The organism is Streptomyces asiaticus, from assembly GCF_018138715.1.
Classification (GTDB): Bacteria; Actinomycetota; Actinomycetes; order Streptomycetales; family Streptomycetaceae; genus Streptomyces; species Streptomyces asiaticus.
Genome location: NZ_JAGSHX010000006.1, coordinates 8,077,501 through 8,091,602 on the forward strand (window position 1 = coordinate 8,077,501; position 14,102 = coordinate 8,091,602).

Consider the following 14,102-nt stretch of genomic DNA (forward strand, 5'->3'; position numbering starts at 1 on the left):
GACATGACCACGGTCCTGGTATCCGGCGACGACTTCATCGCCCCCGAGCTGTTCTCCGCCGCCCTGAGCGAGAGCCTGCCCTCCGCCGGGCTGACCTTCCGCACGCTGCGCACCCGCTGGCCGAACGAACCCTTCGGGCCGGTCGGGGCCGACGGGCAGGGGAACGGCGGGGTCAAGGAGGCCAGCGGCACCGAGGAGCAGGTGCTGGAGGCGCTCGGCGACGCGAGTGTCGCCCTCACCCAGATGGCGCCCTTCACCGCCCGTGTCATCCGCGAGGCACCCGCGCTGAAGTTCATCGGCGTGGCCCGCGGCGGCCCGGTCAACGTGGACCTGGCCGCCGCCACCGCCGCCGGGATCCCCGTCACCCTCACACCGGGCCGCAACGCCGCCGCGGCCGCCGAGTTCGCCGTCGGCCTGATCCTCGCCGCCATGCGCCGCATCACCCAGGCCGACGCGGCCCTCAAGGAGGGCATCTGGCGCGGTGACTACTACGCCTACGAGAACGCGGGTCTCGAGCTCGACGGCGCCACCGTCGGCCTCGTCGGGTACGGGGCCATCGGCTCGATCGTGGCCCGGGTGCTGCGTGCCTTCGGCGCACACGTCCTCGTCTCCGATCCGTACGCGGACCAGGCGCGGGCACACGCCGACGGTGTCGAGCTCACCGCCCTGGAGGACCTGCTGCGGCGCAGCTCCGTGGTGAGCCTGCACGCCCGGGTCACCCCCGAGACCCGGCATCTGCTCAACGCCGACAACCTCGCGCTGCTGCCCGAGGGCGCCGTCCTCGTCAACTCGGCCCGCGGTGAACTGCTCGACTACGCCCCGCTGCCCGGCCTGCTGGAGTCCGGCCGGCTCGGCGCGCTCGCCCTCGACGTCTACGACATCGAGCCGCCCCCGGCCGACTGGCCGCTGCACAAGGCCCCCAACGTCATCACCACCCCCCACCTGGCGGGCGCCACCCGGCAGACCGCCGACCGGGCCGCCCTGATCACCGCAGGCGAAGCCGCCCGCTTCCTGCGCGGCGAACCGCTGCGGCACGTGGCCAATCCGGAGGTGCTGACCGGGAGCCGGCCATGATCGTCGGAGTCGACATCGGCACCTCGGTCACCAAGGCCCAGCTGATCTCCCGCGACGGCCGTAACACCCCCGCGCACGAGGCCCGCAGCACCGTCTACACCCTGCCCGGACACCGCGTCGAGCAGGACCTGGACGACGTCGTGGGCACCGTGGAGACCGTCGTACGGGCGGCGCTCGCCGACGCCGCGCAGCTGGGCGACGAACCGGCCGAGGCCCTGGCCCTCACCGGTCAGGGCGACGGCCTGTGGCTGCGCGACGCCTCGGGCGCCTCCGTCGGCCGCGCGCTGTCCTGGATGGACGGCCGGGCCGCGGACCGGCTCGACCGGTGGACCGCCGACGGCACCCTGCACGCCCTGCACCGGCGCACCGGCGTCGGGCTCTTCCCCGGCTCCGCGGCGCCCCTGCTGGCGCATCTGGCCGCGCACGAGCCGGAGCGGCTGGCGGCCGCCGAGGTCGCCGGGTACTGCGTGGACGCCGTCGTACAACGGCTGACCGGCGCGGTGACCGTCGACGTCTCCGACGCCTCGCAGCCGTTCCTCGACGTGGCCACCCGTACGTACGACGAGACCGCGCTCGAGCTGTGCGGGCTCTCCGCACACCGCCGGCTGCTGCCGGACCCGGCGCCGCCCGGCACCCTGCACCGGCTGCTGCCCGACGCCGCCCGGCGGCTGGGCCTGCCCGCGGGGCTGCCGGTCTCCGCCGGCCCGTTCGACATCCCCGCCTGCGCCTTCGGCTCGGGGGTCGCCGAACCGGGCGAGGGCAACCTCATCATCGGCACCACCCTCGCCGCCCAGGTCCTGGACACCGAGCCGCGCCCGGCGCTCGCCGAGGACCCGGCCGGGATGGTGCTGGCCACCCCGTACGAGGGCCGGTTCCTGCGGGTCATGCCCGCCATGATCGGCACCGCGGGCCTGGACTGGCTGCTGAAGCTGCTCGATGTGAAGATCGAGGCGCTGGACGCGCTGCTCGTCCAGTCCCCGCCCGGCGCCGCGGGCGTCACCGCGCTGCCGTTCCTGTCCACCAGCGGCGAGCGCGCGCCCTTCGTCGACCCGCGGGCCCGCGGCCGGTTCGACGGCCTCTCCCCGCTGGCCGGCCGCGCCGACCTGATACGGGCGCTGTGCGAGGCCGTCGCCTACTCGGCCCGGCACTGCATGGAAACCCTCGGCGTCACCCGCACCGTCACCGCCTGCGGCGGTGGCGCGCGCTCCGGGGAGTGGGCGCGCATCTTCGCCGGTGTCCTCGGCGGCGACCTGGAGGTCTGCGACGACGCCGTGGGCATCCGCGGCGCGGCCCATGTCGCCTGGCGCTCCCTGGGCACCCCGGTCGACCCCGGCGCCTGGCGCGCCCGCCTCCGTACCGTCACCGCCGAGCGCGGGCTGATCGACCACTACGCCGAGGGCTACGCCGCCTACCGCCAGACCCTCGACACCGCACGCGAAGGCTGGAGCACACGATGACCAGGCTCTTCAACGACCCCGCCCGGTTCACCGACGACATGATCACGGGCTTCGCCGCCGCCCATCCCGGGCATGTACGGGCCGTGCCCGGCGGTGTGGTGCGCACCCGCCCCGCCCGCGCGGGCAAGGTGGCCGTGCTCACCGGTGGCGGCTCCGGCCACTACCCCGCCTTCTGCGGTGTCGTCGGCCCCGGATTCGCCGACGGCTCGGTCATCGGCGATGTCTTCACCTCTCCGTCGGCCGCCCGCGCCCGCTCGGTCGCCGAGGCGGCGGAGGCGGGCGGCGGTGTCCTCTTCCTCTTCGGCAACTACGCGGGGGACGTGATGAACTTCCGGCTGGCGGCACGGCAGTTGGAGGGCGACGGGATTCCCGCCCGCTGCTTCGCCGTCACCGATGACATCGCCTCCGCCCCCGCCGACCAGACGGCGCGACGGCGTGGCATCGCGGGTGGCTTCGTCGTCTTCAAGACCGCGTCCGCGGCGGCCGAGGAAGGCGCCTCGCTGGAGGAGGTCGTCCGCGTCGCCGAGCACACCAACGCCCGTACCCGCACGCTCGGCGTGGCCTTCGACGGCTGCACCCTGCCGGGTGCCGAAGCGCCCCTGTTCACCGTTCCCGAGGGCCGGTTGGGCCTCGGCCTCGGCATCCACGGCGAACCGGGGGTCAGCGAGGACACCCTGGGCACCGCGGAGGACCTGGCCCGCGCCCTGGTGACGGGGCTGCTCGCGGACCGGCCCGCCGGGGTGGGCGACGGCGGGCGGGTCGCGGTCGTCCTGAACGGGCTCGGCGCCACGAAGTACGAGGAGCTGTACGTGCTGTGGGGCGCGGTGGCCCGCCAACTGGACGAGGCGGGGCTCACGCCCGTACGCCCCGAGGTCGGCGAACTCGTCACCAGTCTCGACATGGCCGGCTGCTCGCTGACCCTGAGCTGGCTGGACGAGGAGCTGGAGCGGCTGTGGCTCGCCCCGGCCGACACCCCGGCCTTCTGCCGTACGGCACCGCCGGAACCCCCGCTGGACGACGCCGCCGTGCGGCCCGCCGCGGCCCCGCGCCGCCCGGAGCGGTCCGCCGCCACGGCGTCCGGCGCGGCGGTCGAGGTCGCCGAACTGGCCGTCCACGCACTGCGCGCCGCCCGCGACGTACTGCACCGGGACGCGGAGGACCTGGGCCGGCTGGACGCGGTGGCGGGCGACGGCGACCACGGCCGTGGCATGTCCAAGGGCGTCGACGCGGCCCTGGCGGCCGCCGAGAAGGCGCACACCGACCGGCTCGCCCCGGCGGCGGTGCTGGCCGCCGCGGGGGACGCCTGGGCGGCGGAGGCCGGGGGCACCTCGGGGGCGCTGTGGGGCGTGGGCCTGCGCGCCATCGGCGCGGCGCTGCCCGCCGACCGGGCGCCGGAGCGCGAGGAGCTGGCATCCGCCGCCGCGGACGCGCTCACTGCGGTCACCTCGCTCGGCGGGGCCGAAGTGGGCGACAAGACCCTGGTCGACGCCCTCGCGCCGTTCGCCACCGCCTTCGCGACGGGGCTGCGGACCGGAGCCCCGGTCTCCGAGGCGTACGCGTCCGCCGTGGCCGAAGCCCGTACGGCCGCCGAGAACACCGCCGGGCTGCGCCCCCGCCTGGGCCGCGCCCGCCCCCTCGCCGACCGCAGCGTCGGCACCCCCGACCCCGGAGCCACCTCACTCGCCGCGGTGCTGACCGCGGTGACCACACTCCGCGCGACGACAGGAAGCGAATCCGTATGACCACCGCGCATGCCTTCCGGATCGTCGTCGGCTGCGACGACGCCGGTTACGACTACAAGGAAGCCCTCAAGCGGGATCTACAGGCCGACCCCCGGGTCGCCGAGGTCATCGACGTCGGCGTGGGCAGCGACGAGCACACCGCCTATCCGCACGTCGCGGTGGAAGCGGCCCGCCGCGTGGCCGAAGGCGCCGCCGACCGCGCCCTGTTGGTGTGCGGCACCGGCCTCGGCGTGGCCATCAGCGCCAACAAGGTCCCCGGCATCCGCGCGGTCACCGCCCACGACACCTACTCCGTGCGCCGCTCGGTCCTCAGCAACAACGCCCAGGTGCTCTGCTTCGGCCAGCGCGTCATCGGCCTGGAGCTCGCCCGCGCGCTCACCGACGACTGGCTCGCGCAGAGCTTCGACGAGACCTCCCCGTCGGCGGAGAAGGTCGCCGCCATCCGGAGCTACGAGGGTTGATCGAGCGCGGGCCGGGCGGCGGTGCGCTGTCCGATCCGGAGCACGCTCAGACAGCGGCGTGGCGCCCGGTCGCCCATGCGGGTGAGGATGCGCTCGGCGATGGCGTCGAGCAGGGGCTCGCGGACGTCGCGGTCGAGTCTCCGGTAGAGCGACGTCGAGCGGAGGTGATCGGCGAAGCCTTCCCCGGTGAACCACTGAACGGTCGGGTACCAGCGCACGGTCGTCGGGCCGAACAGGTCGCCGGGGTCGTCGACCGGCCCCCAGCCCTCGTCGGTGCCGCGTACGTCGTCCTCGAGCGGCGGATGGCCCCAGTCGGGGTTCCCGGGGCAGAACCGCTCGTGGAGATCGGCGGTCTCGGCGTACACCTCAGGCTCTCCAGGCCGGCGGACGACGACGTGGCCGAGCAGCGCCAGCCGGCCGCCGGGGCGGAGTACGTCGTGCGCTCGGCGCCAGCCGATCGACGGGTCGACCCAGTGCCAGGAGGACGCGGCCACGAGGGTGTCGAAGCGGGCGCCGCGGTCGTCCCACTCCTCGAATGTCGATGTCTCGACTTCGACGCCGGGGAAGGCGGCGAGCCGCCGGCGCGCGAGCGCGGCCATGTCCCGGCCCGGCTCGATGGCGGTCACCGAGCATCCGAGCGCCGCCAGCGAGCGCGTCGCCTGCCCGGTACCGCAGCCCACCTCCAGTACCGACGACCTCTCGTCCATGCCGGTGATGTCGACGAGGTCCGCGAACAGCTGGTCGGGGTACCCCGGCCGGACCCGGTCGTAGACCTCGGCCACCTCGTTGAACACCCGCCCGAGGTCGCGTCGGTTCGTGCGCTTCTCCGGATCACCAGTCACGAGCGCACAAGCTATGGGGCTCATCCACGGGGACGCCACCGGTTAAATCGGCGGTGCCCGCCGGTCGGGTGGCCGGCGGGCACCTGGTGGGGTGGTCAGCCGGCCAGGTGCGTGCCGAAGAACGCGGTGAGTTCGGCCACGGCGGGGGTGACGTATTCGTCCCTGTCGTACAGGTCGATGTGGCTGGCGCCGTCGATGATGACCAGTCGTTTGGGCTCGGCCGCCCTCTCGATCGCTTCCCTGCTGAAGTAGGCGGTCTCCGCCTCCGAACCGGCGATCATCAGCAGGGGGCGGGGCGAGATGAGCCGGATCATCGCGTACGAGTCGTACTGGGCGATCAGGTCGATGGAGCGCAGCACCCATCCCTGGTTCGCGCGCGGGTGGTGGCCGCGCGGGGTGCGGTAGAACTCGTACGTCTCCCGGAACTGCCGGGTGGCGGTCTCCAGCAGCTCCTCGGCGTTGTCGGGGATCCATGCCTCCAGCCGAGGGGCCGCGCCGTGTGCCTCCGCGGTGCGCAGTGCGCCGGCCTGGTCGAGCAGGGCCTGGAGGACCGCCGGGTCCTGGGCGCGGCCCAGCCCCTCGCGGAACACCGACCCGAGGTCCACGGCGCTGACCGTGGCGACGCTCTTGATGCGGTGGTCGGTCTGCGCGGCGTAGGGGACGTAACCGCCGGACGCGCAGATGCCCAGAGCGCCGATACGGTCCGGGTCGATGTCGGCACGGGTGGTCAGATAGGTCACGGCGGACTTGATGTCCTCGGCCCGCTGGAAGGGGTTCTCCAGACCTCGCGGCTCGCCCTCGCTCTCGCCCTGGTAGGCGGCGTCGAAGACGAGCGCGGCGAACCCGGCGTCGGCCAGGCGTCCGGCGTAGACGCTCGGGCTCTGTTCCTTCACACCGCCTCCCGGGTGGGAGATGACAACGGCCGGCAACCGGCCGCCGGTGTGGTCGTCGGGGGTGAAGAGAATCCCGGCGATGGCGAGCTGGCTGCTGGGGAAGGTGACGTTGGCCTTCATGGTTCCGTGGCTCCTTGGGCGGGGTGAGTGGGGCGGGCCGTCCGACGGCCACCTCGCCGACGCTCGCACGCGGTACGGAGGTGGGTAAGGGGCGTCTTCTGTCCCCGGACAGCGCTGTCCTGGGACACGCCAGGCCCCCTGTCACGGGCCTCGTTGTTTGTCAGACTTGTGGCTATGAGCAGCAGCGACCCGCACCACAGCGAACTGGGCGCCTTCCTCAAGGCGCGGCGCAGGGAGCTGAGCCCGGCCCAGGTCGGGCTGCCCGATTCGGCGGGCAGGCGCAGGGTCAGGGGTCTGCGCCGGGAGGAGGTGGCCTTGCTGGCGTCGATCAGCCCCGACTACTACACGCGTCTGGAGCAGGGCCGCCGCCAGGCTTCCGAACCGGTGCTGGACACCCTTGCGCGCGTTCTCCGGCTCGACGACGGTGAGCGTGCCTACCTGTTCGAACTGTCCGGCCGGGACGCCGCCCGGCCCCGTCGGCGCACCGCACAGAAGGTTCACCCGCAGCTTCGGCGGCTGCTGGACGACCTCGCCACCACGCCGGCCGTCGTCCTGGGCCGGCGCACGGACATCCTCGCCTGGAACCCCATGGCCGCCGCGCTGTTCACCGACTTCGCGCGCATCCCGGTGGAACAACGCAACTTCGTACGGCTGGTCTTCCGCGAACCGGCCATCAGGGCGCTGTACCCGGACTGGGACTGGGTGGCCCAGACCAGCCTGGCGCAGCTGCGCATGGCGGCCGCCCGGGACCCGAACGATCCACGGCTGGCCAAACTGGTGGGCGAGCTGTCGCTTCAGGACCCCGACTTCCGGCGGTGGTGGGGCGCCCATCGCGTCGCCGTCCAGGGCACCGGCACGAAGGTCCTCCACCATCCGGTCGTCGGTGAACTCACCCTCGACTGGTCCTTCCTCACCTGCGCCGACGACCCCGACCAGCAGCTGATCACCCTGACCGCCGAGCCCGGCACCCCCAGCCACGACCGGCTGCGCATCCTCGCTTCATGGGCGGCGCGATCGGCCGGCCACCCGGTGGCGGACGGCTGACGCACGGTTCTCAGCGGATGGGTTCCGCCGGTGGTGGTGCGGTCAGATCACGCGGAAGAGGTCGGCGGCCGCGTGGACGTCGGTGAGGTCCTCGATGGAGCGGAGGTTGTCGCACAGGGCCTCCAGGACCGAGCCGGTCTCGGTGGCGCGCGGGGCGCCGATGACCACGCCGAAGACCCGGAACCCCAACCGGTGTTTGGCGTCCTTCCAGCCGCGCATCCACTCCTCGGTGACACCGCATTCGTCGTCGGTGATCATCACGATGTCGCCACGTGTGCGGGCGGCGGCGTCGAACTCCTCCGCCAGCAGTCCGGCGGCCGCCGTCAGCGGCGCCTGGTAGCTGGTGCCGCCGCCGAGGAAGGTCTCCGCGAAGTCGAGGATCGGGTCGATACCGGCGGGCCGCGGCGCGTCGGCGGGGAAGCGGAAGACCCGGAGCTTGTCGGCGGCGGAGAACAGGATGCCGACGAAGTCGCGCCCCGCGTGGCGGGCCTGGTCCAGCAGGGCCAGGGCGCATGCCTTGGACCACGCCTCCCGGGTGACGCCGCCGGGCCCCGCCGCGTACATGGAGTGCGAGGTGTCGACGCACGCGACGATGGCGCCCTGGCCGGTGGTCTGCTCGCCCTGGGCGTCGTAGAGCATCAGCTCCCCGGCGGCGTAGCGCGCGGCGAACACCGCGCGCAGCTCGGGCAGGCCGAGGCCCGCCAGCTCGGAGGGGATGACACGGGACAGGTCGTCCCCGAGCGTGACGCCGACCAGCTCACCCGTGGCGTTCTCCACCTTGCGGGCGCGCTCGCCGGCGGCCATCTGCCGGAAGCGGCCGATCAGCTTGGCCCACCGGGCGAGGCGGCCGGTGCGCAGCCGCTCGGCGAGCCGGGCGCGCTCGTCGAACGGCATCCGCTCGAGCTCGCCGGGGGCCACGCCCCATGCCCGCATCAGCGCGGCCTCCTCCCGTACGGCCTCGGCGGCCTCGCTCGCCGCGTTCCGCGCGGCGGCGCGGATGCCGGGGGCCGCCGCCGCGAGGGCCCGCGTGGCGTGTTGGGCGGCTCGCCGCGCGGCGGCTTCGGCGGCCTCGGCGGCGTCGATCGCCTGGCGTACGGCGTCGGTGGCCGGGGCCGGCACGGTGCCGTCTCCGTCGGTCTCGTCCGCCGCCCGCTGGAGCGCCTCGTCCGCGGCGGCCGCCGCGCCGTCGGCGTCCTGCTGGGCCCTGCTCGCCCGCTCGGCCCGCTCCTGGGCCGCCCGGGAGCGCTCCAGCATCCCGCGCACCGCGGCGGCCTGGGCGAGCACGGCCATGGCGGCGGCGTACGGGTCGCCGGCCGTCTCCCGGCGCAGCTCGGCGAACTCCGGTGACTCCACCAGTGCCGAGACGACCTGGTGGTTCACCAGCCGGGAGGGGGCCATCTCGGCGCGCTCGCGCAACCGCGGCCCGACCTTGTAGGCGGCCAGGAACACATCGGTGAGGAGGTCGGTGGCGTGGTCGTGGCGCCCGTTGAGCTCCTCGGCCACCTCGCGCAGCCCGGCCGACTGCTCATAGGTGTCGCGCCAGGTGATGCGGTCGAACCGGTCCGCGACCACGGCCGCGGTGTGCCGTACGGGAGCGGTGGCGGACCGGCCCGGCCACGTTCCGGCCCGGCTCGCCGGATCGTCGGGCGCGGGCGCGTCGCGCCTGCTCACAGCTGGGCCTGCACCATGCTCGCGTCCACGCCGAGGGCCTCGGTGAGCACACGGGCGCGTACGGCGCGCTGGCGGCCGGTGACCCGGTCGATGGCGGCGGTGGAGCGACCGGCGCGCGCCGCGTCCTGGCGCAGCCTCTCCAGCCGCTTCCCCGCCATGGCGAGCTTGTTGTGGGCCTGTCTGATGACCCACTCGCTCAGCGCCTCGCGGGACTGCCCGGCCATGGCGTCGAGTTGGGCCTCCAGCTCATCGAGGGCGTCGGCCAGGTCGAGCGCCTCCTTGGCGTCGGGGTTGACCAGGTGCAGCACCTCGCGCTCGACGGTCGGGCGTTCTGCGGGGGAGTCCCACAGCACATGCGTCAGCACCGACAGGTCGGTCTCGGCGACCGCCGGGCGGCCGTCGAGGTACGCGGACGCCTGGAGCAGGCCCACCGCCTGCCGCCAGCGGCGGTCGGAGGCGATGAGCTCCTTGCGGCGCAGGGCGGCCCGCAGCGTGCACACCGCGTCCACGATCGCGTCGGGGACGTCCACGGCCGGGACGGCCCCGGCCACGGCGTGCCGCAACGCGGTCAGCTCGACCGTGGTCCGTGGCGGTGCCGCCGGGCGGCTGACGGCGGAGCGGACCAGCGCGGCGAAGTTCGAGGGGTCTTCCAGATAGCCGACCTCGATCCGCACCAGCAGCCGGTCGTAGATCGCGGCCGAGTCCTCTCCGCCGGGCAGTTCGTTGCTCGCCGTGATGGCCCCGATCAGCGGGCAGCGGATCGGGGGGCCGCCGTTCTCGGGGTGGTAGATCCGCTCGTTGAGGTAGCCCAGCGTCTCGTTGAGCGCCGCCGTGGAGCACTTGAAGATCTCGTCGATGAAGGCGATGTGCGCGGTCGTGGCGCGGCCGTCGTAGACCTGGCGGTACTCGCCCCGGGCCAGCGCGGCCACGTCGATGGGGCCGAACATCCGCGTGGGCGCGGTGAACTTCGACAGCAGGATCTCCCAGTAGGCCGCGCCCTCGACCCTGCCCGTGAGCTCCCGGGCCAGCTCGGACTTCGCCGTCCCGGGCGGCCCGAGTACCAAGGAGTGCTGCCCGGCCAGCAGCGTCACCACCAGCGTCCGCACCACGTCGGCGCGCTCGTAGAAGCGGTCCGACAGCTCGTCGATGATGGCCCGCAGCCTCTTGGCGGTGTCCTGCGCGTCCGGCGTGTCGGGTGCGTCCGCGCCCTGTGTGTCCTCGGCGTCCGGCGTGTCCTCTGCGCCCGGCGTGTCGTGTGCGTCCTGTGTGCCCTCAGCATCCATGTCCGACATTCAACTCCCAGCCTGCGACGCCCTGTTCAATCCGCCCGCCAGCGCGTCGAAGGCGAGCGTCAGACGACGTCGATGCGCGGCACCGACCTCGTCGAGGTTCTCTCCGGCGAGTCGTCGCTTCACCGTCTCGACGGCGACCGTGCGGTACGCGGCGACGAGCAGGGCCGCGGTCAGCGTGCTGTCGCCGGAGAAACGAGTGTCGGCGTCGAGTTCCGCCGCGAGTGTCTCCTCCATCTCGGACGCGAAGAGGCGAAGCCGTGCGATCAGCGCGGGGGACGCCATCACGGTGCGCAGGAACGGCTCGACACCCTCCCCGAGCCCGGACAGCACATGGCGTTCCGTGGCCAGTGCGAGGGCGGCTCGGCGCATGGCTTCGACGGGGTCCAGGTCATCCGCGCGTTCGCGGAGCACGGTCCGCACGGTGTCGAGGGCCTCCGGGAAGCGGTCGAACAGGAGGTCCTCCTTGCGGTCGAAGTGTGCGAAGACCGTCACCTTCGACACTCCGGCGGCCGCGGCGACCTCGTTGATGGTCACATCGTCGAACCCGCGCTCCAGAAACAGCTGGGTTGCGACGGAGGCGATGCGAGCCCGGGTCTGCGCTCCGCCACGGTCCCCTCGATTCGGCATGTGACAACGCTAGCCCTTCCCGTTATCTTTACCGAGTAAGCTTACCGAGTAAAGATAGAAGGAGCGTGTCATGCGGCGCAGCGATGTGATCGTCGTCGGAGCCGGGCCCACGGGTCTCTTCCTCGCCGGTGAACTGGCACTCCAGGGCGTACGGGTGATGGTCCTGGAGCGGCTCCGGGAGCCCGATCCGACGATCAAGGCCGGGTCGATCAATGTCGCCAGTGCGGAAATCCTCGACCGGCGCGGGCTGTTGCCGGCCGCGGAGGACGTACAGCGGCGGCTGCTGGCGGCCGTCGGTGCCTTCGCCGGCCACGGCCGGAGGAACGCCCTCGTCGACCAGCTGGACCGGGATGCGCGGGGCGCGCGCCGCTTCCCGGTCGCCGGGCATTTCGCGGGCATGCTGTTCCGCGCTGAGCTGGTCGATCAGGGCGATCCGGCGCTGGCCGCACACACCGCGGTCTCGGGCGGCGTCCTTGTGCCCCAGTACGATCTCGAGTTGCTGCTCGGGGAGCACTGCGCCCGGCTCGGTGTGGAGGTGCGCCGAGGTGTCGAGGTGCACGGTGTGCGTGGTGCGGGTGTGCGTGGTCCGGGTGTGCCTGAGGTGCGTGGCACGCGACACGCGGAAGCGGACCTCGCCGACGACGCCGATGTCGTGGTGGAGACCAGCGCGGGCGAGCTGACGGCCGGGTGGGTCGTCGCGGCCGACGGCGGCCGCAGCGCGATCCGCGGGCAGCTGGGCATCGGCTTCACCGGAACCGATCCGCAGCTGGTGGGGTACCAGGCGGTGGCCGACTTCGACGACCCCGGCGAGCTGAGCCGCGGCTGGACCTGGACGCCCCGCGGCATCTACGCCTACGGCCCGATCCCCGGGCGCATTCTCGTCGCTCGCTTCGGCCCGCGGCCGCAGGACCGCGACGCCCCCGTCACGCTCGACGAACTCCAGGCGGTCATACGCGATGTCACCGGCGTCGATGTGACGCTCAAGGGCCTGCGCGGCCGTGCGACCAGCTGGTCCGACAACGCCCGGCAGGCCCGGTCCTACCGGCGCGGCCGGGTGCTGCTCGCGGGCGATGCCGCGCATGTGCACGCGCCGTTCAGCGGCCAGGGGCTGAACCTCGGCCTCGGCGACGCGGTCAACCTCGGTTGGAAGCTCGCCGCGACCGTGCGGGGGCACGCTCCGGCCGGACTGCTCGACAGCTACGAGAGCGAACGCCATCCGATCGCGGCGTGGGTGCTCGACTGGACGCGGGCGCAGGTCGCCCTGATGCGCGGCGACGAACACACCGCGCGGCTGCGCGAGGTCGTCGGCGGCGAACTGTTCACCGCGCCGGGCGTGATGAACCGCGTGGTCGCGCTGACGTCGGGGATCACACAGCGCTATGACGTGGCCGCGGGGGCGGCGGAGCCGGTCGGCTCGATCGCCGGGGATGTCGCACTGGCCTCCGGCGACCGGCTCGCCGACCACGCCCACGACGGCCGTTTCGTCCTCGTCGACCGTTCGCCCGACGGGCGCTTCGCCGAGGCCGTACGCCCGATGGAGCACCGGATCGCGTACGTGGCGGACCCCGCCTCCGCCACGTCGCCACCCAGCCTGCTCGTACGACCCGACGGCGTCATCGTCTGGGCCGACTCGCGCGACACCGCCACGTCCGACATCGCCACGTCCGGCACCGCCACGTCCGACATCGCCACGTCCGGCACCGCCACCTCCGACATCGCCACGTCCGGCACCGCCACCTCCGACGACGGCGCTCTCAAGGAGCTCGACGCCGCGATTCAGCGCTGGGTCGGCACACGCTGAGCGTGCCGCCTTCGTTCACCGCCCCAGGATACGGTCGATATCGGCCATCTGCCCGGCCGTGAGCGGCCCCTTCGCGATCGCGCCCGCGTTCTCCTCGGCCTGGGCGACCGTACGGAAGCCGGGGATCGGGATCGTCCGCGGGCTGCGGGCCCAGATCCAGGCGAGGGCGCCTTGCACGAGGGTACGGCCGTCGCTGGTGAGGAGGGACCGCAGGGCATCGACCCGGCGGAGCCAGACCGGGTCCGCGCCCGCGTTCGCGATGAACCCCGGCAGCCAGGCGGGCGGCGCGTTGCGGATGTCCCCGTCGTCCAGGGCGCGCCCGGCGGTGTGCTTACCGGCGAGCAGCCCCATGGCGAGGGGGCTGCGGTTGATGCTGGCGAGGTCCGACTCCGCGCAGAGCGCGAGGAGTTCGGGCGCGTCCTGGAGGATGTTCAGCCGGTGCTGGACGGCCGCGCAGTGCGGCCCCTCGGCGAAGACGGCGGCCCGGTCGGGGTCGTCGGTGCTCCACGCGTAGGCGCGGATGAGCCCCTCGCGTACCAACTCCTCGCAGACATCGCGGAGTTGCACGGCCCGCTCGGGGTCGGCGTCGGAGATGTGGAGCTGGTACAGGTCGATATGGTCCGTGTTCAGGCGTTGCAGCGAGGCGGTCAGGGCGCGGCGTACATGCTCCGGGGAGTCGTCCTGGCCCTCGCGGATCCGGGTCCGCTCGTCGAAGACATTGCCCCATTTCGTGGCGACGACGACATCGCCGCGGTGCTTGCCGAGGGCACGGCCGAGCACGCGTTCGCTGTGGCCGGTGCCGTACGCGTCGGCGGTGTCGAAGAAGGTGACGCCGAGGTCGAGTGCGCGCCGGATCGCGTGCACCGACTCGTCGTCGTCGACCTTGCCCCAGCCCAGGGGCTGCCCGTCGGTGGACTGCCACTCACCGCCGATGGCCCAGCAGCCGAAGCCGAGGGGACTCACGTCGATGCCGCTGCGGCCCAGCGTTCTGTTGTGCGCCATGGTCTCCATGCCGGTGAACGGTAGGAGTTGAAGCGCACACCAAGGCAAGCCCCGGGTCATGGGCGCCACCGGCGCC

At 73.5% G+C, this 14,102-nt stretch carries 12 protein-coding genes; 6 read left to right on the forward strand and 6 right to left on the reverse strand.

Annotation, left to right across the window (positions count from 1 at the left end; genetic code table 11):
• Positions 1-3: 3 nt before the first annotated feature.
• From KHP12_RS42445 to KHP12_RS42460, 4 genes are read left to right on the forward strand one after another with little or no spacing between them, the layout of a single operon-like run.
• The gene (locus KHP12_RS42445; protein ID WP_037946502.1) at positions 4-1,074 is read left to right on the forward strand and encodes a 2-hydroxyacid dehydrogenase; all 1,071 of its coding nucleotides are present in this window, start codon (positions 4-6) and stop codon (positions 1,072-1,074) included.
• Complete coding sequence (locus KHP12_RS42450; RefSeq protein ID WP_086880452.1) at positions 1,071-2,531, forward strand: FGGY family carbohydrate kinase; 1,461 nt, start codon at positions 1,071-1,073, stop codon at positions 2,529-2,531. Before KHP12_RS42445 ends, KHP12_RS42450 begins: the two co-directional genes overlap by 4 nt.
• Positions 2,528-4,273, forward strand: a complete 1,746-nt coding sequence (locus KHP12_RS42455) for a dihydroxyacetone kinase family protein (protein WP_210609044.1) — start codon at positions 2,528-2,530, stop codon at positions 4,271-4,273. The genes KHP12_RS42450 and KHP12_RS42455 overlap by 4 nt, the downstream gene beginning before the upstream one ends.
• Complete coding sequence (locus KHP12_RS42460) at positions 4,270-4,734, forward strand: ribose-5-phosphate isomerase (protein WP_138912138.1); 465 nt, start codon at positions 4,270-4,272, stop codon at positions 4,732-4,734. Before KHP12_RS42455 ends, KHP12_RS42460 begins: the two co-directional genes overlap by 4 nt.
• Here KHP12_RS42460 and KHP12_RS42465 read toward each other — a convergent pair.
• Positions 4,722-5,576: a class I SAM-dependent methyltransferase gene (locus KHP12_RS42465; protein WP_308017006.1), complete on the reverse strand. Its 855-nt coding sequence runs from the start codon at positions 5,574-5,576 to the stop codon at positions 4,722-4,724. The genes KHP12_RS42460 and KHP12_RS42465 overlap by 13 nt on opposite strands.
• A 95-nt stretch (positions 5,577-5,671) precedes the next feature.
• A complete protein-coding gene (locus KHP12_RS42470; protein ID WP_086881194.1) occupies positions 5,672-6,589 on the reverse strand; it encodes an alpha/beta hydrolase in 918 nt (305 codons plus the stop codon).
• A 174-nt stretch (positions 6,590-6,763) separates the two neighbouring features.
• On the opposite strand from KHP12_RS42470, the gene KHP12_RS42475 reads away from it, so the two are divergent.
• Positions 6,764-7,633 carry an MmyB family transcriptional regulator gene (locus KHP12_RS42475; RefSeq protein ID WP_086881195.1) on the forward strand — a complete coding sequence of 290 codons (870 nt, stop codon included), beginning with the start codon at positions 6,764-6,766 and terminating at the stop codon, positions 7,631-7,633.
• A gap of 42 nt (positions 7,634-7,675) precedes the next feature.
• Here KHP12_RS42475 and KHP12_RS42480 read toward each other — a convergent pair whose 3' ends face one another.
• From KHP12_RS42480 to KHP12_RS42490, 3 genes are read right to left on the reverse strand one after another with little or no spacing between them, the layout of a single operon-like run.
• Entirely contained in the window at positions 7,676-9,304 is a 1,629-nt protein-coding gene (locus KHP12_RS42480; RefSeq protein WP_211834446.1) for a vWA domain-containing protein, read from the reverse strand.
• A complete protein-coding gene (locus KHP12_RS42485) occupies positions 9,301-10,587 on the reverse strand; it encodes an AAA family ATPase (RefSeq protein ID WP_246643272.1) in 1,287 nt (428 codons plus the stop codon). The genes KHP12_RS42480 and KHP12_RS42485 overlap by 4 nt, the downstream gene beginning before the upstream one ends.
• Positions 10,588-10,596: 9 nt before the next feature.
• Positions 10,597-11,223, reverse strand: coding sequence for a TetR/AcrR family transcriptional regulator (locus KHP12_RS42490; protein ID WP_086881197.1), 627 nt, complete (start codon positions 11,221-11,223; stop codon positions 10,597-10,599).
• Positions 11,224-11,293: 70 nt separating this feature from the next.
• Here KHP12_RS42490 and KHP12_RS42495 point away from each other — a divergent pair, with 70 nt between their 5' ends.
• Positions 11,294-13,024, forward strand: a complete 1,731-nt coding sequence (locus KHP12_RS42495) for an FAD-dependent monooxygenase (RefSeq protein ID WP_211834448.1) — start codon at positions 11,294-11,296, stop codon at positions 13,022-13,024.
• Between the two features lie 15 nt (positions 13,025-13,039).
• Here KHP12_RS42495 and KHP12_RS42500 read toward each other — a convergent pair whose 3' ends face one another.
• Positions 13,040-14,035, reverse strand: a complete 996-nt coding sequence (locus tag KHP12_RS42500; protein WP_086881199.1) for an aldo/keto reductase — start codon at positions 14,033-14,035, stop codon at positions 13,040-13,042.
• Between the last annotated feature and the right edge of the window lie 67 nt (positions 14,036-14,102).